Here is a 19,368-nt window from a genome sequence, read left to right as displayed (position 1 = left end):
CCTCTGGCCGCCCGAAATAGCACAGATTTAACGTAGCCCCGGGCGTGGCTCCCGCCCCAGCAGCTGCCGATAGCGCGCGGGCCGCTCGTGCATAACGGCGCGGAAGCAGCGGATGAAATGGCTCTGGTCGTAAAAACCGCATGCCAGGGCAATGTCCAGCAACGACTGCTGAGGGTCAGAAAACAGCGCCAGAGCCCGTTGCACGCGCAGGCGGCGCACGTACTGGCCCAGCGTGCAGGAAAAATACCGGGGAAAGCCCCTGGACAGATGCGCCGGGTGAATGCCTGCCTCGGCGGCCAGCTCGGTTAACGTCCAGGGAGTAAGGGGCGCGTCGTGCAGCAGCTCCCGTATTCTGCCAACCCAGGGCGGAGCCACCCGCGAGGCGTGCTCCACCGTGCGGGCCAGGTGCTGCAGCCCCGTGGTCAACAGGGATTCGATAGCCAGCGCACTGGTCGAGTCGTGCAGTCGGGTTTCCCGGAAAATCTGGTAGATGCTATGCTTAACGGCCGGCTCCTGAACGTGGAGGCTGCCCTGCACGGCGCAGGATGCCAGCCCCACCGATTCAAACCAGGCCGGCGGCACCTCAATGTGGAATCCCCGGGTGTAGCCCGGCGGCTTGCGGTTATAGTGTGCTTCCTGCCAGTGGTGGAACAGCAGGCTGCCCGCGGCATACGGCTGCAACTGCTTCCGGTCACCCTCCAATACCCGCCCCGCCAGAATAAAGGTAAAATACGCGTTTTCGTGGTAGTGCCAGTCTACGTGCTCATGGGTATATTCTGTGTCCGTGAGCGTCAGTTGTCCTACCTGCAGCAAACCATTGGTTTGCCCGTAAAACTGGCCGGTGCTTAATTGGTGCATAGTAGCTGGCGTAATGCGTAGCCGTTGTCAACGGTCCTGATTATCCGCTTTGATCGAGAGGATAAGCCAAGAACCGTATTTGGCGGGCGAACTTTTGACGGGTCTGAGCAGCCGTGAACTGTAAGCCAGGCTGTATCTGAAAAGTCCTGAGCAGTTGTACTTCGCGGGGCTCAGCATGGCGTTGCGTTCAGCGAGGTACAGACGCCTTTTCTGACATAACCTAAGCCGTATGGCTACTTCCCGCCCATGCTCCGTTCCCGCGCCGCCCGGAACTCCGAGCCTTCGCGCCACTTCGGGAAGGTGGTTTCCGAGGCCAGGCGCTGGCCCACGCGGAAGTAGAGCTGGGCGTCCTGGGCAATGCCCGAGAGGTCCCAGGTGGGGTCGAACTGGTCGGCGGGCTTGTGGTACATGTTGGCGGTGTAGGCGCGGCGCTTGTCGGCAATCCACTGCTTGCCCTGGGTGCGGCTTTCGAAGCCGCCGCTGGCGTAGAGCGAGGGCACGCCCACGTGGGCGAAGTTGAAGTGGTCGGAGCGGTAGAACATGCCGGTTTCGGGCGTCTGGTCGGGCAGCACGTAGCGGTCCTGCTCCCGGGCCGCCGCGCGGGCGTAGTCCTCCAGCTCCGATTGGCCGTAGCCGATAACCGTCAGGTCCTTCATCGGGCCGTAGGGCCAGAGCATGTCCATGTTCAGGTCGGCCACGGTTTTGTTGAGCGGGAAGGGCGGGTGCTGGGCGTAGTAGGCCGAGCCCAGCAAACCCTGCTCCTCGGCCGTAACGGCCAGAAACACGATGCTGCGCTGAGGCTTCTGCGGGCTTTTCTGGAAGGCCTCGGCAATGCTCAGCAGCGCAGCCAGGCCGGTGCCGTCGTCCACGGCCCCGTTGTAGATGGAGTCGCCCTGAATGGCTTTGCCGATGCCGAAATGGTCCCAGTGGGCCGAGTAAAGAATGTACTCGCTGGGGCGAGTAGTGCCGGGCAGCACGGCCAGCACGTTGCGCGAGGTCTGGCGGCGGAGCTTGTTCTGAATGCTGCCCGAGAGCGTAAGCCCGCTCAATGCGCGCGGCTTAAAGCCCTTGGTATTGGCCGCAGCGTACAGTTGGTCGTAGTTCTGGCCGGCGGCCTGGAACAGCCGTTTGGCCGCGTCCAGCGTCAGCCAGCCTTCCAGGGCGCACTTGTCGGCGCCTTTGTTGTCGGTTTGGGGGCGCAGCTTGGGGCTCACGGCCCCGCTCAGCACCACGCTCCAGGGGTAGGCGGCCGGCTGGGTATCGTGCACGATGAGCACGGCGGCGGCCCCGTGGCGGGCGGCTTCCTCGTATTTGTAGGTCCAGCGGCCGTAGTACGTCATGGCCCGGCCCTTGAACAGGGTAGAATCCTGGCCCGCGTTGCCGGGGTCATTCACCAGCACCACCACGGTTTTGCCCTTCGCGTCGAGGCCCGCGTAGTCGTCCCAGCCGTACTCGGGGGCCACCACGCCGTAGCCGGCAAACACCAGCGGCGAGTTCTGCAAGCTCACCGTGGGCTGCTCACGCTGGGTGAAGGTCACGAAATCCGTCTTATAGGCCAGGCTCAGCGGCTGACCCTGGCCCTTGATGAGCAGGGCCGGGGCGGGCGCGCCGGTAATTTCCACCAGCGGCACCGGCTGGAAATACGTGCCGTTGGGCCCCGGCTGCAGGCCGAGGCGCCGGAACTCATCGGCCAGATACTGGGTGCTGCGCGTCTCGCCCTCGGTAAACGGCTTGCGCCCCAGCATCTCATCCGACGACACCGCCCGCAGATACCTGCTGATGCTGGCCGCCCCGATGGCAGTAGCAGTATCCGGGCCGGCGGCCGGGGTAGCGGTGGCGGCCGTTTCGGTGGCGGCGGGCTTCGACTGGCAGCCGGCCAGGGCCAGGCCGAGCAGGAGGGAGGGAGGAAGCAGGCGAGACAGTGCCATAAGAGCAGAGCGTTACTTTAGGAGAGTAAGGTAGCAGAAGTTACGTGGTCAACTCCTGGCTGGTGCCGGCCAATGCCCATGTAGGCAATAGTATAGGACGGAAACCTGAGCGAGAGAGGTATCAATCCACATCCTCGCACTCCGATTGCACCTGCGTGAAGAGCTGCTCGTACTGCCGGTGCATTTTTTCGGTGGGTTCGACGCGGCGAATGGTTTCGTTGATGCAGTTCCACCAGCCAAAGCCCATCAGCTCCACCTGGGCGTATGCGCGCCAGTTAGGGGCGGTGGCCTCCTGTTCAAACTGCTCCTGCAGACTTTCCGGAATGATGTTATTCTTTTGCTGCTCCCGTACCAGCTGCTGCCAGTCGGCAATGATCATACTATCGTTGTTGGCCGCCAGGCCCCTGACGTAGGTTTTGCACGCGGCCGGGTACGTCGAGTTTACCAATAGGCTGGGGTTGGCATAGCCCAGAACGGTCAGCTTCATAGCACGGTACTGATCGTCTATTTCCCGAAGTTTCAGCCGCTTCAGTTCCTGCCAGCCAGCACCTGGTACCAGTTGGAGTTGCCCAACGTGAGCCCGGACTTTGGTGTACTCTGCTTCCAATGTATCGAGGCTGAGCTTGGTCACATCTTCGGGGTTCAACGCGGTGGCAGCGGTAAACAAGGTGCCACTGCCAATCAGGTCGTAGGTGTCGGCGAGCTGCCGGGCAGTGTATTTACGGATATTATAGCGCCCGGTATAGCTGCAAGCCGCATCTTCCTAAGTAAACGAGGCCACGGTATCAGCTGGAGCAGGCGCGGGCGCGGCGGCCGGAACGGGCGGAACTTTCACGGGATACTCAACTGGGTTATCGGGGGAAGAACAGGCCCCGAATGTTAGAGCAAGAAGGAGCAGAAACAGAAGCCTGATCAACTGACAGCAGTTAAAACCGCAGTACACGCTGCGGAGCGGCTAAATATACACGGCTTTCTATTTGCTGGGTTTCCGGCAGCCGGGTAGGCTACACTGCAGGCAGGGTGCTACCTTCGATAGACTTTTTTGTATTGTCAGACAGTATGTACGCCCGCATCCAAACCGCCCTCACCCAGCTCGAAGCCACGCACAACATCCGTATTCTATACGCATGCGAGTCGGGCAGCCGAGCCTGGGGCTTTCCCTCGCCCGATTCCGACTACGACGTGCGCTTTATCTACGCCCACCCGGCCGACTGGTACCTGACCCTTGATGATGGCCCCGACACGCTCAGCTTCCCCGTGGACGACGAGCTGGACCTGGGTGGCTGGGAGCTGCGCAAGACGCTGAAGCTGCTGCGCGGCTCCAACGCGGCACTTTTCGAGTGGCTCCAGTCGCCGGTGGTGTACCGGGAGGCGGCTGGGTTTCGGGCGGCACTGCAGCCGCTGCTGACCGCCTGCTGGAACCCCCGGGCCGGCCTGCACCACTACCTGGGCCAGCTGCGGCGCGGGGTAGAGGAGGACCTGACCGGCGAGCAGATGCGTCTGAAGCGGCTGTTCTACGCCTTACGCTCGGCCCTGGCCGCCCGCTGGATGCAGCGTTATCCTGACCAAGTGCCGCCGATGGAGTTTGCCCAACTGCGGGAACTGCTGCCCCCGGCCCTGAACAGCATTGTGGATGAGCTGCTTAACCAGAAAGCTACTGCCAACGAGAAAACCACCGTGCCCCGGCCGGCGGCGCTGGTAGCCTACCTGCAGCAGGAATACGAAGCCGGCCAGGCCGCTCGCGCCACCCTGCCCGTCCCGCACCAGTCCAATCCCACGCCGGCCCTGGATGCCGTGCTCCGGGCCTGGCTGTAGCGAATAGGCTCCCCCGGTCCGACGGCGCAGCCGTCCGACCGGTTGGCTGCGTGCTGACACCGGCACGACGATGGAACAACGGCTCCGGACCACAACCGGTCGGACGGCTACGCCGTCGGACCGGAGGTAACGGCAGCGCTAGGAAAGCTGGTAGATAACCTCTTCCACTTCCATCTGCCGGGCCGGGGCGAAGCCTGTATCGGTGCCGATTGGCACGAAGCCGCAGTTTTCCAGCACTTTCCGGGAGCCGAAGTTGTCGAAGGCGACCCGGCCCCGCAGGGGACGGGCGGGCTCCAGCTCCAGAAACTGCCGCAGCGCAGCCGTGGCCACACCCCGGCCCCAGTAGCGCCGGTCGAGCCAGTAGGTGAGTTCGGCTTCGCCTTCGATTTCAAACTTGGAGATGCTGCCCGCCAGCTCCCCGGCTACCAGAATGCTTTGCATATGGATGGTGGGGTTGAGCAGAAAACGGCGGAATTTGGCGAGGTAGGCGGTTTGGTCAGCGTTTTCGGCGGGTACGAAGGCGGCCAGGCGGCAGGCTTCGGCATCCAGCTGAAACGTGAAGAGGTGCGGTAAATCGGCCTCCTGGGTGGGCCGCAATTGTACAAGGGTAGCCGACATCCTGAATCAATGGGGTTACATTCGTGGCAATATGCTGACTATCGACGACCTGCGCCAGCGGGGCCTGATCCTGTTTGAAGCCCTGAGCGGCAGCCGCGCCTACGGCACCGACCTGCCCCACTCCGACGTGGACCTAAAGGGCGTGTTCATCCTGCCCGAAACCGAGTTCTACGGCCTCGACTACGTGCCCCAGGTAGCCAACGCCACCAACGACGAGGTGTACTACGAGCTGCGCCGATTCGTGGAGCTGCTGCTCAAAAGCAACCCCACGGCCCTGGAGCTGCTGGCCTCGCCCGCGGACTGCGTGCGGCTGCGGCATCCGCTGTTCGAGGTGTTTCAGGTGGAGGATTTCCTCTCGCAGCTGTGCCGCCAGAGCTTCGCCGAGTACGCCGTGGCTCAGATTCGCAAAGCCAAGGGCCTCAACAAGAAAATCAACCACCCCGAGCCGCCCGCCCGCAAATCGGTGCTGGATTTCTGCTACGTGACGGTAGGGGCCGGGGCGCAGCCGGTAGCTACCTGGCTGGCGCGGCGCGGCTACGCTGCCAGCCAGTGCGGCCTGGCCAACGTAAACCACCTCCACGACCTGTACGCCCTATTCGTGGACGAAACGCCCGATGGCCGCCACGGCTACCGGGGCCTGCTGCGCGACGCGGAAACCTCTCAGGACGTGCTGCTCTCGGCCGTACCGAAGGGGGAGACGCCGGTGGCCTATCTGAGCTTCAACCGCAACGGCTACAGCACCTACTGCCGGGTATTTCGGGAGTACCAGGAGTGGGAGCAGAAGCGCAACCCCGAGCGGTACCAGAACACGGTGCAGCACGGCAAAAACTACGACGCCAAGAACATGCTGCACGTGTTCCGGCTACTGGGCATGGCCGAGGAAATTGCCACCACTGGCCGCCTGCACGTGCGCCGCCCCAACCGGGAGTTCCTGCTGCAAATCCGCCGCGGCGAGTTCGAGTACGAGCAGTTGGTAGCCGAGGCCGAAGCCCTGGTAACCCGCGTAGAAGCCTCCTTTGCCGCCTCCGGTTTGCCCGAAACCCCCGACCGGGAAGCTGCTGAGAAACTGCTGGTGCAGGTGCGACGGGCGTGGTACGCAGCGTAGGTGGCGTAAAACGCCTGCCGTCCAGGCTTCTGCAAGACGCTTATTGGCAGCATCTTCGAAATGGAGTCCGGCAAACCAACTCCAATCGTTCGTCTCCCTCTCTCCTTTTCGGAGAGGGGGCCGGGGGGTGAGGCGAACCGCCAGAGCGAGGGTGTTAAACACACGACAAAGCCCGCCGCGCAGCTTGACTGCACGGCGGGCTTTGTCGGTGGGGCGTCCGGCTGGCCTAGAGCCGGCCGGTGCGCTTGTTGGAATACTTGGCTTTGCTGCGGCCGCTCTGGCCGAAGCGGAAAAGCTTCTTCTTGTGGCTTTTGCGGCCCTTGTAGCTTTTGTAGAAGGGGCGGTGCGTGAAAGTGCGGCCCTTCATCTTGGCGCGGGCGTAGGCGGTAGGCCGGGCGGCCTGGGAGGGCTCGGCGCCACTCACGAGTAGCAGGGCAAAAAACAGCAGCAGGATCCTGAACATAAGGCAAGCAGCGTTGGTGTGCCGTTAAAACTGAGCGGTTGGGCATAAAATTGCATTGCGGGCCGAAATGGTGGCATATTCTTGCCATTGTGCCACTTAGCTCTTCGAATGATGCCAAAAAAGTATTCCTTCTAAACGAAATTTTGCCGGTTTCGTCCCCAAAAGCTGCTGCCGTCTACCGGCGCGGTGTGGAATGTGGGGCCGGGCGGCATCAGCAGGGAAACGCTCTATCCGTCCCTGCTTATGTCCCTACCGTTACGCGCCCTGTTCTGCCTGCTGCTGCTTGCGCTGCCGCTGCATCTGCCCGCCCAGCAGCGCTTGGCCACCGCCCGCCAGCGCAGCTACCTCACCAAGGTCTTCCACCTCACCGACGCCCAGACCCGGCAGCTCTACGAAACCGACCTCAGCCGGGCCCGGCCCGAGTTTTTCACCCAGCCCGTCGACTCGTTCCCGACCGACAGCGCCGCCCTCGGCCGGCGCCGGCCGCTGCCGCCGGGCTACTACCTGGTGGCCCACACCGAAGGCGCCCAGCTGGTGTACTGGCTGCGTGCCGTCACGGACCGCCAGCTCACGCTGCTCGACAACCAGACCGACCTCACGCTGCTGGTGCGCGACTCGCTGGGCCGGCTGCTCGAAGATGCCCACGTGAGCTTGCCCAAAGGACAGCTGGTGCCTTTTGATGCCGCCACGCGCAGCTACCGCCTGCCCGGCAAAGCCGGTCGGGCCGGTTTGCTGGCCGTGGAGCACGGCGGGCGCACCACGTTTCATGCGCTGGAACAGACGTTTCCGAGTGGGGAACGGCGGCGGCCGGTCTGGGGCTGGCGGCGGGTGGTGTACGGGTTTCCGCTGGGCTACCTCACGCGGCCGGTGCGCAGCCTGTATTTCCAGCTGCGCAACCCCTCGTACACCACTACCGGGCTGGTGGGGCTGCTGCGCTCGGTGTTCAGCGAAGACGTGCGCGACCAGCGCCAGAGCCGCCGCCAGGACCGGCACCAGGACGAATGGGTAAGCTACCTCGCCCTCAGCAAGCCCCTGTACCGCCCCACCCACGACACACTGCGCCTCAAGGCCCGCATCCTGCGCCAGCGCGACGGCCGCCCCTACAACCGCCCGCTGGAGCTGTGGCTCACCGGCGACTACCAGGCCAAAACCCGGCCGTTGGCGGTGTTGAAGCCCGTGCGCCCCGGCTCCTACGAGTACACGCTGCCTCTGAGCGATACGCTGAATCTGCGCGCCGACCAGACCGTGCGCGTTCGGCTGCTGGAACCCGGCGACGCGGGCAAGCAGCTGGCCAGCGGCAGCTTCCGGCTGGAAGACTATGAGCTGAAAAACACCCGCTACACGCTGCGGGCCGCCGAAACGCCCCACCGGCGCGGCACGCCGCAGGCCCTGTTTCTGCGCGGCCAGGACGCCAACGACCTCAACCTGCTGGATGCGCGGGTGCGCCTGAGCGTGACGCCGGCCGGGGTGGAGGCCTTCCTCGGCCGCCAAGTGTTTGTGCCCGACACGCTCTGGACCCGCGCCCAGCCCCTCGATGCCACCGGCGAAACCCGCCTCAACCTGCCTGAGACCACGCTGCCCGCCGCCAACCTCACGTACTCGGTGCAGGCGACTTTCCTCAACTCCGACAACGAGCGCCGCACCCAGGCCCAGGCCGTCAGCTACACCCTCGACCCCGGCGAGCTGCTGCTGGAGCTGCGCCACGACTCGCTGCTGGCCCGCTACGCGGTGCGCGGCAGCAGCCAACCGGCTACGGCCACCCTCGAAACCGAGGCCCTCAACTACCTCCAGGTGCCCACGCTGCGCCGCGAAACCTTGACGCTCCCCCTGGCACGCCCGCTCGACGCCCGTGCCACCCGCTACCGCCTCTTCGACGCCGCCGGCCACGAAATCCAACTCACCCTCCACGAAGACAACGCCGGCCTGCTGCTGCGGTCCGACCGCACCACCGACTCCATCCGGCTGGCCGTGGAAAACCCGCGGCGGCTGCCGTTCTGGTACTACCTCTACCGCGGCAACACGCTGGTGCAGCGCGGCTACGGGCCGGATTTTGCCCTGCAGACGGCCGCCGCGGGCCCGGAGCCGTGGTACGTGTCGGTGCACTACTTCTGGGGCGGGCAGCTGCTGACGGCCGAGTACAATGTGCCGCTGCCCCAGCACCGCCTGCTGATCCAAGCCGACCAGCCCGAGGTGGTGTACCCGGGCCAGCGCGTGCGGCTGCAGTACACCGTCACGGATGGCGGCGGGCGGCCCGTGCCCCGCGCCGACCTCACGGCCTACGCCCACACCAGCAAGTTTGAAGTGGACGAAGCCCCGGAAATCCCCGATTTCGAGCCGGCCGTGGCCGGGCGGCTGTCGTTGCGGCGGTTCCGGCTGGGGGCCGGCTTCGAGAACCAGGCGGAGCGGCCGGGGCAGCAGCCGCTGAGCTGGGGCGCGTGGCGGCAGCGCCTCGGGCTGGACTCGCTGCGCTTCTACCAGTTTCTGTATCCGGAGTACGGCACGTTCCATGAGTACCAGCCCGCGCCGGGCGGCATCACCCAGATTGCGCCGTTTGTGGTGGACTCGGGGCGGGTGCAGCCGGCGGTGGCCGTGTACGTGGATGGCGTGCCGGTGTACGTGGCCGGTGTCAACGGTGAGGAGCCGTTTGCGCTGGTGGCCGACAGCGGCCAGCACGCCGTGGCTGTCCGCACGCCCAACCGCCTCGTGACCCTGCGCGGCGTGCGGCTGCGCCATCTGCACAAGCTCACGCTCAGCATCGACCCCAACCGACCCTGCCACGAGCTGACGGTGGAAAAGCGCGGCCCGCTCACGGAGGCCGAGCGCCAGCAGCTGCAACGCTTTCTGCTGCTGATCGATAAGCGCGACTACGACGAGCAGGTGTTGCTGCGCCAGGGCAACCGCCTGCAGCCCCTCGGCGCGGGCCGCCCGGTGCCGGTAGCCGGCGCTTCCACGCGCCGCTTCAGCTACAGCAGCTACAACCGCTACGACCGCGCCGACTTCCACCTCGCCGGCCCCTTCCGGCCCGATTCGGTGCTGCTGCGCCGCTCCGATGGGCTGCGGCGCAAGTTCCTGCTGGAGCCCAACTACCGCTTCACCTTCGGGGCGGGGCTGCTGAAGATGCGCTGCGTGGCCGGCTCGGAGTTTGGCCGCCTGGGCGAAGCCACCAGCTTCGGGGTGCTGCCGTTCCAGGATTTCGCCTACACCGAAGCCGACCTCAAGCCCCAGCCCGCCACCGGCTACTACCGCAGCAGCTACAGCCCCGAGCCGGAGCTGCACAACCCTGTAACCACGCCCGCCGGGCAGGGGCGCCTAACCGTGCGCCTGCCGGTGCCACCCGCCGCCAATGCGGCCCGGCGCCAGCCTGCCACGCTGCCGCCGGTACTCTACACGCTGCTCACCCAGCCCGGCAACCCCAAATTCGTGCGGCTGGAGCGCGGCCTGCCCCAGACCATCCACGCGCTGCCCACCGGCCGCTACCGCCTGGCCCTGCTGCTGGCCGACAGCACCGTGCTGGCCCCGGCCCCGGAAGTCAGCGTGCAGCCCAACGGCGCCACCTACGTGCAGCTGGATTCCGCGGACGTGCTTCCGGCCGGCCCGGCAGCGCGGGCGCTGCGCCGCCGCTTCCGGCAGTTGGTGCAGGAGCGGCTGCCCCGCCCAAATGCTACCACTCAGCCCCGCGAGGAGCGCCGCGAAGTACAGGTAACGGTGCCCGTGGTGCCGCAACCAGGCTGGCGCGTACAGCGCGGCCGCATCGAAGACAAGCAAACCGGCGAAGGCCTGCCCGGCGTCACGGTGCTGCTCAAAGGCACTACTATCGGTGTCAGCACCAACGCCGACGGCAGCTTCGAGCTGAGCGTGCCGCCGGACGGCGGCCTGCTGCAACTTTCCTATGTCGGCTTTGTGACCATGGAGTACCGGCTGGATGGGCGCGATATGCTGGTGGGAATGGTCGCTGACAGCAAGCATCTGGATGAAGTGGTAGTGGTAGGCTTCGGAGTGGAGCAGCGCCGCCGCAACCTGTCGGCTTCGGTTTCCACCATCACCAGCGCCTCACTGTCGGGCCGGGTGGCGGGTGTTTCTATTGACGGCCAGCCGGGCCGGGTGGCGGGCGTGCAGATCCGCGGGAGCAGCACGCTCAGCGGGAGCGGGTTGCCGCTGCTGATTGTGGACGGGCTGCCGTTTTCGGGCAACCAAGCCGATATCAACCCCGACGATATTGCGGGGATGAAGGTGCTGAAAGGGGCCGCCGCGGCTGCTACGTTTGGCTCGCGCGCCGCCAACGGCGTCATCATCATAACCACCAAATCCGGCGTCGGCGGCCGCAGGGCGCTGGGCTTCGACGCCGATCCGGCCCCGGCCATCGGCCCCGACGGCCAGCCCACCGCCAGCCGCGACCCGCGCCTCTCGCTGCGTCGCCGCTTCTCGGATTCCGGCTGGTGGCGGCCCTCGCTCGTCACCGATGCCCAGGGCCGGGCCAGCACCGAAGTCATCGTGCCCGACGACATCACCGGCTGGGACACCTTCGTGCTGGCCTCCGACGACCACGCCCGCACCGGCAGCTTCACGGCCCTGATGCGCTCCTTCAAGGCCGTGCTGGGCGAGCTGGCCGCGCCGCGCTTCCTCATCGAAGGCGACCGGGCGCAGCTGCTCGGCAAAACCCTCAACTACCTGCCCGACACGGCCCAGGTCACGACCAGCTTCCGGGTGGGCGAGGGGCCGGCCCGCAGCCAGCGCCACCAGGTAGCCACCGCCGCCCTCGACACGCTCACCCTCACGGCCCCCAGCGGCGGCCCCGATTCGGTGGCGGTCAGCTTCCAGCTCACCCAGCCCAATGGCTACCAGGACGGCGAGCTGCGCTACCTGCCGGTGCTGCCGGCCGGCACCCGCGAGCGGGTGGGCACCTTCGCCGTGCTCACCGCCACCGATACTACCCTCACGCTGCCCATCCGCCCCGAGCTGGGACCCGTGACGGTGCGCCTGGAAAGCGACCCGCTGCCCACGCTGCTGGATGAAATCCGGCACGTGCAGCGCTACGCCTACCTCTGCAACGAGCAGGCCGCCTCCAAGCTGAAAACCCTGCTGCTGGAGCAGCGCATCCGCGAGCAGCTCAAGCAGCCGTTTGAGGGCGAGAAGGACGTGAACCGCCTGATCCGGCACCTGCTGCGCGGGCGCCACCAGCCCGAAGGCCTGTGGGGCACCTGGCCCGGCGCGGCCGTCAGCCCCTGGGCCACGCTGCACGTGGTGGAAGCGCTGCTGGAAGCCACCCAGCAGGGCTACGCCGTGAAGCTCGACCGGGACGCGCTGCGCAGCTACCTGCTGCGGCAGCTGGATGTGGCCTTTGCCGATGCCGCCGCCCGCGCTGCGCTGGCCGCCACGCCCACCGGTCAGCGCTACGAGGCCTTGTATTTCCAATCCGACGACGACCGGATCCGGCTGCTGCAGCTGCTGCACCGCCTCGGTGCCCAGCCCGATTTCCGCACCTACGTGCTGCGCCTGGAGCGCGAAACCCCGGCGGGCAAAAAGGTCCGCCAGCCCCTCGACCGGTACTTGGCCCTGGCCAACCTGCGCCAGCAGCTGGGGCTGCCGTTTCAGCTGGACACGCTGCGCCGCTACCGTTTGCGCACTGAGCTCGGCGGCGTGTTCTATGCCGATACGCTGCGCGACGGCGCGTTTTACCGCTACCTGCTGCCCGACCGCACCGCCAACACGCTGCTGGCCTACCGCCTGCTGCGCGCCCGCGGTGGCCAGGAAGCCGAGCTGACCCGCATCCGGACCTACCTGCTGCAGCAGCGCCGCAGCGCCAGCCACTGGGGCAGCACCTACGAGGCCGCCCTCATTCTGGAAACTATTGTGCCCGACCTGCTGGTGGCTGGTTCTCAGGGCCTGATGGCCCGCGCCCAATTTAGCGGCGCGCTCAGCCAGCAGGTAAGCAAATTTCCGTTCGACACCATCGTGGCGGCCGGGGCCGGGCCGCTGGTGCTGCGCAAGGAAGGCGGCCTGCCGGTGTATGCCACGGCGTATCAGTCGTTTTGGAATGCCGCGCCGGTGGCGGTGGCCGCGCCGTTTGGGGTGCGCACCGCGCTGGCCGGGCAGGAGGGCAGCCGCGTGCTGCTGAAGGCCGGCCAGCCCGCCGAGCTGCTCGTGACCGTGGACGTGAAGGCCGAAGCCCACTACGTGCTGCTGGAAGTGCCCATCCCGGCCGGCTGCTCCTACGGCGAAAAAGCGCCCGGTAACTCGTTCGAGGTGCACCGCGAATACCTGCGCCACCAAGTCGGCATCTTCATCGACGTGCTGCCCGTTGGGCGCCACACGTTCCGGTTGGCGCTGCAGCCGCGCTACCGCGGCCGCTACACCCTCAACCCCGCCAAAGCCGAGCTGATGTACTTCCCCACCCGGTTCGGCCGCTCGGCCAGCAAGCAAACGGTGGTGGAGTAGCGGACGAATATAGAACGGTGTAGAGACGCAATAGTTGGAGTCTCGTCGTTGCTGATGTTGTTTAGGCTGCGCAGTTGTGGGTGGGTCGACGCGGCATCGGTCGTTCAACGATGAGACGCAAAATATTGCGTCTCTATGCCGTTCTACCAATCGGTGCATACGTCCTGGCAACGACTGGTCCGACGGCTCCGAAAAGCTGCCGGGCCGGTGGGCGTACCCGCCGAAACCAATAACTTCCGGCCTGCTAACGCCGTTGCCTGGTTTCTCACGCACTATTCCCATGAAAAAAACGCTCTATACGCTGCTGCTGGCGGCTTCTTTGCTGCCGCTGGGCGCCGCGGCCCAGTCCATCACCCGCCTGAACCCTACTAACTGGTGGGTGGGCATGAAGCACAACACCGTGCAGGTGCTGGTGTACGGCCCCCAGGCCGGCACGCTCACCTACACCGTGAACTACCCCGGCGTGAAGCTGGTGAAAACCAACACCGTCGAGAACCCCAACTACGCCTTCCTCGACCTCATCATTGCGCCCACGGCCAAACCCGGGCAGGTGGCGCTGGTGGGCAAGAAGGGCGCGAAAACCGTAACCCAGAACTGGGAGCTTAAGGCTCGCGACAACGCCGTGAAAGCCCAGGGCGTAACGCAGGCCGACTTCATCTACCTGGCCATGCCCGACCGGTTTGCCAACGGTGACCCCTCGAACGACAAGTTTGCCGATATGGCCGACCCCAGCTCCGACCGCGCCCAGCCCTTCCTGCGCCACGGCGGCGACCTGCAAGGGGCCAGCCAGCACCTCGATTACCTGAAGGAGCTGGGCGTGACGGCTGTGTGGTTTACTCCCGTCATCGAAAACAACCAGGGCCTCACCGACGAAGGCGGGGCCAAACGCTCGGCCTACCACGGCTACGGCTTCACCGACCACTACACCGTGGATAAGCGCCTGGGCGGCAATGCGGCCTACAAAGCCTTCGTGCAGAAAGCCCACGGCATGGGCCTGAAAGTGGTGCAGGACGCCGTGTACAACCACATCGGCAACAATCACTGGTTTATCCAGGACTTGCCCATGAAAAGCTGGCTGCACCAGTGGCCCACGTACACCAACACCAGCTACCGCCAGCAGCCCATCACCGACCCCCACGCCGCCCAGATTGACCGCAGAGTGACCCTCGACGGCTGGTTTGTGCCCTTCCTGCCCGACCTCAACCAGCAGAACCCCTACGTGGCCAACTTCCTGATCCAGCACGCCCTCTGGACGGTGGAGAACTTCGGGGTGGATGCCTGGCGCATCGACACCTACATGTACAACGACCAGCCCTTCATGAACCGCTGCAACGCGGCGCTGCTGCAGGAGTACCCAAAGATTCACATTTTCGGAGAATCGTCGGTGACCAGCATCGTGGATCAGGCCTACTACGTGCGCAACAAGATTGACTTTCCCTTCAAGTCCAACCAGCCCGGCGGCCTCGATTTCGTGCTGGAAAACGCCATGCTGGCCGGCCTGAAGGAAGTGGGTACGCCGGGTGCCACCGGCTGGGACAACGGCGCCCAGCGCGTGTACCAGGCCTTGGCCCAGGACGCCGTGTACCAGGACCCCACCAAGCTCGTCACCTTCATCGACAACCACGACCATAACCGGTTCTTGTCGGAAGTAGGCGAGGACGTGGCCAAGTACAAGATGGGCCTGACCTGGCTGCTGACCACCCGCGGCATCCCGAGCATGTACTACGGCACGGAAATCCTGATGAAAAACTTCAAGGACCCCTCCGACGCCGAAGTGCGCCGCGACTTCCCCGGCGGCTTCCCCGGCGACCAGCAGAACAAGTTCACGGCCGCCGGCCGCACCGAGGCCGAAAACGACGCCTTCCGCTTTGTGAGCACCCTGGCCAACTACCGCCGCACCCACCCGGTGCTCAGCTCCGGCCAGCTGATGCAGTACCTGCCCGAAAACGGCCAGTACGTGTACTTCCGCTACGCCGACGCCGGCACCGTGATGGTAGCCTCCAACACCACCGATAAAGCCGCCAGCCTGCCCACCGCCCGCTTCTCCGAACGCATGGCCGGCTTCACCAAAGCCCGCAACGTGCTAACCGGCGAAACCATTTCCGACCTGAAAACCCTGCAGCTGCCCGCCAAAACGGCGTTGGTGCTGGAGCTGATGAAGTAACCTTCACCTCTATGATAGATACCTCCGAAGCCCAGCTCCGCGCCGCTTTGTTGGGTCTGGCCGTGGGCGACGCGCTGGGCGTGCCCGTGGAGTTCCAGAGCCGCGCTGCCCGCCGCCACGACCCCGTGGTGCACATGCGCGCCTACGGCACCCACCACCAGCCCGCCGGCACCTGGTCCGACGATGCCTCGCTCACGTTCTGTTTGGCTGAAGCCATTGCCGACGGCTACACCGTGGGCAAGCTGGCCGAAAACTGCGTCCGCTGGTACTACAAAAACTTCTGGACGCCCCACGGCTCCGTGTTCGACATCGGCATCACCACCCGCGAGGCCCTGCAGAAGCTCAAAGCCGACCCTGACCTAATTCTGGCGGGTGGCACCGACGAATACAGCAACGGCAACGGCGCCCTGATGCGGATTTTGCCGCTGGCTTTCTACCAGGAGCAGGCCCAGCCAGCCGCCCGGTTTCAGCTGATCCGGGAGGCTTCGGCCGTCACGCACGGCCATATTCGCTCGGCGGTGGCGTGCTGGCTGTACCTGGAAGTGGCCCGCCACCTGCGTGCCGGCCGGGCCCCGGCCGAGGCCTACGCCCAACTGTGCGCCGAAGCCCCGGCCCAGCTGCGGGAGTTGCGCGTTCCAGAACCGGAAATAGCGCAGTTCGACTATCTGCTAACCGGAAAACTGGCTGATTTTCAGGAGCAGAAGATCCGAAGCGGCGGCTACGTCATGCACACCCTGGAAGCCAGCCTGTGGTGCCTGCTCCGCCACGAAACCTTTGCCGAAACCGTGCTGGCCGCCGTCAACCTCGGCGACGACACCGACACCACCGGGGCCGTAACCGGCGGTTTGGCCGGCCTGTACTATGGCGAAGCCGCCATTCCGGCCGAGTGGCTGGCCGTGCTGGCCCGCCGCCCCGATATCGAGGACCTGGCCCGGCGCATGACCGCCCGGTAGCTGTCTGGATTCTGCCTGGCCCGGCCCTCAGGTGGGGCGGGCCGACAGCAGGTGCTGCACGGCCAGGGCCGTGCGGGCCGTAGCCGGGGCGCCCAGCGTTTGCTGCGCTCCGGCCAGCACCTGCTCCGTATCGGCCAGAATCCGGCCGATCAGGCGGTAGTTGTCGGATGTGGCCTTGCCGGCGACGGGCAGCTGCCCGGCAATCCGGTCGACGGTGGTGCCCAGGTAGCGGAAGGCGCTGGTCAGGGCCGGCGGCGGGCCGGTCGGATGGTAGAGCGCCACCAGCCGCAGCTCGATGGTGCCCATCACCAGCCGGGCCAGCTGGCGCAGCAGCAGCTGTTCCTCGGTGGTAAATACGCGCGGCTGCTGGTCGAGCACGCACAGCGCCCCGATGGCGTAGCCCTGGCGCGTGAGCAGGGGGCTGCCGGCGTAGAAGCGCAGCTGCAGCTCCCGCGCCACGGCCTGGTTTACCAGCTGGCAGGGCGGCTGCTCCAGGTTCTCGAACACGGTGGTGGCGCCGCGCAGCACTACCACCGAGCACAGGCTGTCTTGCCGCGGCAGCCACACCGCCCCCGGCAGGCCGGCCTGCGCCTTGAACCACACCGCCTCGCGGGTGACCAGCGAAATCAGGCTGATGGACGTATCAAAGATCAGGGCCGAGAGGGCGGCCAGATCATCAAACAGCTCTTCCGGAGGCGTGCCGGCAATGTAGAGCTCCTGCAGGGCCTGCTGGCGCTGCTGTTCCTGGGCTGGGAACAGGGTCGTGAGGTCGGGCATAGGTGTGATAGTGAGCCAGGCAGGAAAGTCCGGGTTGGGGTATAGCGGAGCGGCTTCTTGGATAGAATATACTCAGGATGCTGGTCGGCCCTAGCGCGTTTTCGACGGAAAACGGGCCCGCAGCGACGAACCCGCGGCGGCAGCAGCCGAACGGTCATCTGCCCGGGTAAACCGGACTTATCCCGGGCCGTTGCAGCCTTCTCCGTCGCGCCGCAAAGACGGTTCGGGGTGCCGTACTGCGCCTGAGGCAGGCAAAACTGGGATGGGCAGCCACGCAAAGAAAAACGCCCCTCCGGCATAACCGGAAGGGCGTTTGATTTTTGGGCAAGGGCAAAGCCAGCGCCGCAGCGTAGCCGCTGCCGCCGGTAAGGAGCGGGCAGGCGGTAGGCTAGGGCTGCTGCCAGGTGCGCACGTAGCGGCCCTGTCGGTCGTAGCGCTGGGCCTGCTGCGGCACGTCGAAGGCGGTGTCGCGCACGTCGGTGCCGGTGCCGGCAATGTACTTCCAGTTGCCCCAGTTCGAGGCCGGGTCGTAGTCGATGAGCTGGTGCTCAAACCAAGCCGCGCCCCAGCGCCAGTCCTGGTGCAGGTCGTGGATGAGGTAGCTGGCCACGTTCTGGCGGCCGCGGTTGCTCATGAAGCCGGTGGCGGCCAACTCGCGCATGTTGGCATCCACGAAGGGCTGGCCGGTGCGGCCCTGGGTCCAGCGCGCAAACACAGCGCGGTCGGGGTTGGTGGGCTTGGGCAGCTGGTCGCGCAGGCCGCGCCAGCGGAAGAAGTCGGCGCCGGCGCGCAGGGCCAGCAGCCGGAAATAGTCGCGCCAGAGTAGCTCCAGGCGCAGCTGCATGACGCCCTTGCTGCGGGCGCCGTGCACGGCATCATAATCGTCGATAGCGGCCCAGATCTGGCGGGCCGAGAGGCTGCCGTTGGCCAGCCAGGGCGAAAACTTGGTGCTGAAGGCCTCGCCCAGCATCTGGTTGCGGGTGTCGTCGTAGCGCCCGATGAGGTGGCGCTCCACGGCGTAATCGTGCAGGCGGGCCAGGGCGGCGGTTTCGCCGCCGCCCAGCGCGGGCAGGGCCGAGCGCCGGTCGCGGGGGCGGGTGGTGGGGGCCGGCTGCCCCAGGGCGGCTGCCAGCGCGGCGGCGTTAGGCAGCGCGGCCGGCGCAAAGCCGGCAGGCAGCGGCGGCAGCTGGGTGGGGGCGGGCTCCGCGGGCCGCACCGTCATCTTGGAGAAGACATCAAACCGAAACTTGCTGAACGAATAGGGCAGGTTGCGCACCGGAATGGGCAGGTCCTGGGGGCGCAGCAGCGTTAGGGTTTCGAAGAAGCGCAGGGGTGTTTTGGGGTTCAGCGCGGCTTCCAGGGCATCTTCAGTTTCCCATTCCTCGGTGGTGTGCTCGGCGCTGGCCCAGATGGCTTCGGCCCCCACCTGCCGGGCCAGGGCGGGCAGCTCGTCCTCGGGCCGGCCCACCACAAAGTGAATGCCGCTGCCCAGGGTCGCGTAGCGCTGCTGCAGATCGGTGAGGGTTTCCAGCAAAAACGGCAGCCGGTGCGGTCCGGTGCGGGGCAGCTCCAGATACGGGTCGGGGCCCAGGGCCACGGGGTCGAAGCAGTAGACGGGCAGCAGGGTGGTGGCGTGGGGCGGCAGGGCCGTCAGCACGGCGTTGTCGTGCAGGCGCAGGTCGTTGCGCAGCCAGTAGAGAACGGTCATCGGGCGAACAGGAGCTTGGTTGAGGGGCTAACAGGCAGCTCGGCAAATCTTCCCGATTCCTAGCCCTTTGTTCCCTGCGTTTCCTAGCGGGCGGCCCTGTTGGTGCTGATAGAACGTCATGCAGAGGCGCAGCCGAAGCATCTCGCGTGCTTCCACAGGATGACCGACACAGAATTACCATGGTAACAGCAGCACGCGATATTCCTCGCAGGCTCGGAATGACGTGCGGGTTGCCGCGCAGCTGGCCAGAAAAAGCAAAAGGCCCTCCAGCTTGCGCTGAAGGGCCTTTGCGGTCCGGACGGGACTCGAACCCGCGACCTCCGCCGTGACAGGGCGGCATTCTAACCAACTGAACTACCGAACCAGTTCATCTTTCCGGTTAGACCGTGTGTCCTTCCGTTTTGATGATGCAAATATAGAAGGCCGATTCTGACTGTGCAAACAAAAAACTGCCTTAGCAGCGTAGGGTAGGGGTTTTTTGAAAGGTATTGAACTGTGAATAAACCCACTAGGCCCGATAAAAAAAATGTTTATTTTTTTATCG

Annotated in this window: 12 protein-coding genes and 1 tRNA gene; 5 read left to right on the top strand and 8 right to left on the bottom strand. The window is 65.7% G+C overall.

What is annotated here, in order from left to right:
• Positions 1-27: 27 nt before the first annotated feature.
• The 3 genes from O9Z63_RS08780 to O9Z63_RS08770 form a co-directional block, all read right to left on the bottom strand.
• Positions 28-858, bottom strand: a complete 831-nt coding sequence (locus tag O9Z63_RS08780; protein ID WP_270128929.1) for a helix-turn-helix transcriptional regulator — start codon at positions 856-858, stop codon at positions 28-30.
• Between the two features lie 233 nt (positions 859-1,091).
• A complete protein-coding gene (locus O9Z63_RS08775) occupies positions 1,092-2,786 on the bottom strand; it encodes a M28 family metallopeptidase (RefSeq protein WP_270128928.1) in 1,695 nt (564 codons plus the stop codon).
• Between the two features lie 121 nt (positions 2,787-2,907).
• Positions 2,908-3,273 (bottom strand): hypothetical protein, encoded by a 366-nt coding sequence (locus O9Z63_RS08770; RefSeq protein WP_270128927.1) that lies wholly within the window; start codon positions 3,271-3,273, stop codon positions 2,908-2,910.
• Between the two features lie 572 nt (positions 3,274-3,845).
• Here O9Z63_RS08770 and O9Z63_RS08765 point away from each other — a divergent pair.
• Positions 3,846-4,601: a nucleotidyltransferase domain-containing protein gene (locus O9Z63_RS08765; protein WP_270128926.1), complete on the top strand. Its 756-nt coding sequence runs from the start codon at positions 3,846-3,848 to the stop codon at positions 4,599-4,601.
• Positions 4,602-4,739: 138 nt separating this feature from the next.
• Here the strand turns inward: O9Z63_RS08765 and O9Z63_RS08760 are convergent, their stop codons facing one another.
• The gene (locus O9Z63_RS08760; RefSeq protein WP_270128924.1) at positions 4,740-5,219 is read right to left on the bottom strand and encodes a GNAT family N-acetyltransferase; all 480 of its coding nucleotides are present in this window, start codon (positions 5,217-5,219) and stop codon (positions 4,740-4,742) included.
• Positions 5,220-5,250: 31 nt separating this feature from the next.
• Here O9Z63_RS08760 and O9Z63_RS08755 point away from each other — a divergent pair, with 31 nt between their 5' ends.
• Positions 5,251-6,324, top strand: coding sequence for a DNA polymerase beta superfamily protein (locus O9Z63_RS08755; RefSeq protein WP_270128923.1), 1,074 nt, complete (start codon positions 5,251-5,253; stop codon positions 6,322-6,324).
• Positions 6,325-6,550: 226 nt separating this feature from the next.
• Here O9Z63_RS08755 and O9Z63_RS08750 read toward each other — a convergent pair whose 3' ends face one another.
• Positions 6,551-6,787 carry a hypothetical protein gene (locus O9Z63_RS08750; RefSeq protein ID WP_270128922.1) on the bottom strand — a complete coding sequence of 79 codons (237 nt, stop codon included), beginning with the start codon at positions 6,785-6,787 and terminating at the stop codon, positions 6,551-6,553.
• A gap of 243 nt (positions 6,788-7,030) precedes the next feature.
• On the opposite strand from O9Z63_RS08750, the gene O9Z63_RS08745 reads away from it, so the two are divergent.
• The 3 genes from O9Z63_RS08745 to O9Z63_RS08735 all read left to right on the top strand — a co-directional run bounded on the left by O9Z63_RS08745 (position 7,031) and on the right by O9Z63_RS08735 (position 16,339).
• A complete protein-coding gene (locus O9Z63_RS08745) occupies positions 7,031-13,222 on the top strand; it encodes a carboxypeptidase-like regulatory domain-containing protein (RefSeq protein WP_270128920.1) in 6,192 nt (2,063 codons plus the stop codon).
• A gap of 280 nt (positions 13,223-13,502) precedes the next feature.
• Positions 13,503-15,386 carry a glycoside hydrolase family 13 protein gene (locus tag O9Z63_RS08740; RefSeq protein ID WP_270128919.1) on the top strand — a complete coding sequence of 628 codons (1,884 nt, stop codon included), beginning with the start codon at positions 13,503-13,505 and terminating at the stop codon, positions 15,384-15,386.
• Positions 15,387-15,397: 11 nt separating this feature from the next.
• The gene (locus tag O9Z63_RS08735; RefSeq protein ID WP_270128918.1) at positions 15,398-16,339 is read left to right on the top strand and encodes an ADP-ribosylglycohydrolase family protein; all 942 of its coding nucleotides are present in this window, start codon (positions 15,398-15,400) and stop codon (positions 16,337-16,339) included.
• A 27-nt stretch (positions 16,340-16,366) separates the two neighbouring features.
• Here the strand turns inward: O9Z63_RS08735 and O9Z63_RS08730 are convergent, their stop codons facing one another.
• The 3 genes from O9Z63_RS08730 to O9Z63_RS08720 all read right to left on the bottom strand — a co-directional run bounded on the left by O9Z63_RS08730 (position 16,367) and on the right by O9Z63_RS08720 (position 19,188).
• Entirely contained in the window at positions 16,367-17,116 is a 750-nt protein-coding gene (locus O9Z63_RS08730) for a GAF domain-containing protein (protein WP_270128916.1), read from the bottom strand.
• Between the two features lie 388 nt (positions 17,117-17,504).
• Positions 17,505-18,824, bottom strand: coding sequence for a DASH family cryptochrome (locus tag O9Z63_RS08725; protein WP_270128915.1), 1,320 nt, complete (start codon positions 18,822-18,824; stop codon positions 17,505-17,507).
• Between the two features lie 290 nt (positions 18,825-19,114).
• Positions 19,115-19,188 (bottom strand) — tRNA-Asp (locus O9Z63_RS08720).
• Between the last annotated feature and the right edge of the window lie 180 nt (positions 19,189-19,368).

It is taken from the genome of Hymenobacter yonginensis, from assembly GCF_027625995.1.
Classification (GTDB): domain Bacteria; phylum Bacteroidota; class Bacteroidia; order Cytophagales; family Hymenobacteraceae; genus Hymenobacter; species Hymenobacter yonginensis.
Note: the sequence above shows the minus strand (reverse complement) of the source record. Positions and strands in the feature narration are given on the sequence as shown.

Excerpts from the sequence above, each read along its gene's own strand:
- O9Z63_RS08730 (WP_270128916.1), bottom strand. The coding sequence starts at position 17,116 with ATGCCCGACCTCACGACCCTGTTCCCAGCCCAGGAACAGCAGCGCCAG.
- O9Z63_RS08775 (WP_270128928.1), bottom strand. The coding sequence starts at position 2,786 with ATGGCACTGTCTCGCCTGCTTCCTCCCTCCCTCCTGCTCGGCCTGGCC.
- O9Z63_RS08755 (WP_270128923.1), top strand. The coding sequence starts at position 5,251 with ATGCTGACTATCGACGACCTGCGCCAGCGGGGCCTGATCCTGTTTGAA.
- O9Z63_RS08760 (WP_270128924.1), bottom strand. The coding sequence starts at position 5,219 with ATGTCGGCTACCCTTGTACAATTGCGGCCCACCCAGGAGGCCGATTTA.
- O9Z63_RS08745 (WP_270128920.1), top strand. The coding sequence starts at position 7,031 with ATGTCCCTACCGTTACGCGCCCTGTTCTGCCTGCTGCTGCTTGCGCTG.
- O9Z63_RS08780 (WP_270128929.1), bottom strand. The coding sequence starts at position 858 with ATGCACCAATTAAGCACCGGCCAGTTTTACGGGCAAACCAATGGTTTG.
- O9Z63_RS08725 (WP_270128915.1), bottom strand. The coding sequence starts at position 18,824 with ATGACCGTTCTCTACTGGCTGCGCAACGACCTGCGCCTGCACGACAAC.
- O9Z63_RS08735 (WP_270128918.1), top strand. The coding sequence starts at position 15,398 with ATGATAGATACCTCCGAAGCCCAGCTCCGCGCCGCTTTGTTGGGTCTG.
- O9Z63_RS08770 (WP_270128927.1), bottom strand. The coding sequence starts at position 3,273 with ATGAAGCTGACCGTTCTGGGCTATGCCAACCCCAGCCTATTGGTAAAC.
- O9Z63_RS08765 (WP_270128926.1), top strand. The coding sequence starts at position 3,846 with ATGTACGCCCGCATCCAAACCGCCCTCACCCAGCTCGAAGCCACGCAC.
- O9Z63_RS08740 (WP_270128919.1), top strand. The coding sequence starts at position 13,503 with ATGAAAAAAACGCTCTATACGCTGCTGCTGGCGGCTTCTTTGCTGCCG.
- O9Z63_RS08750 (WP_270128922.1), bottom strand. The coding sequence starts at position 6,787 with ATGTTCAGGATCCTGCTGCTGTTTTTTGCCCTGCTACTCGTGAGTGGC.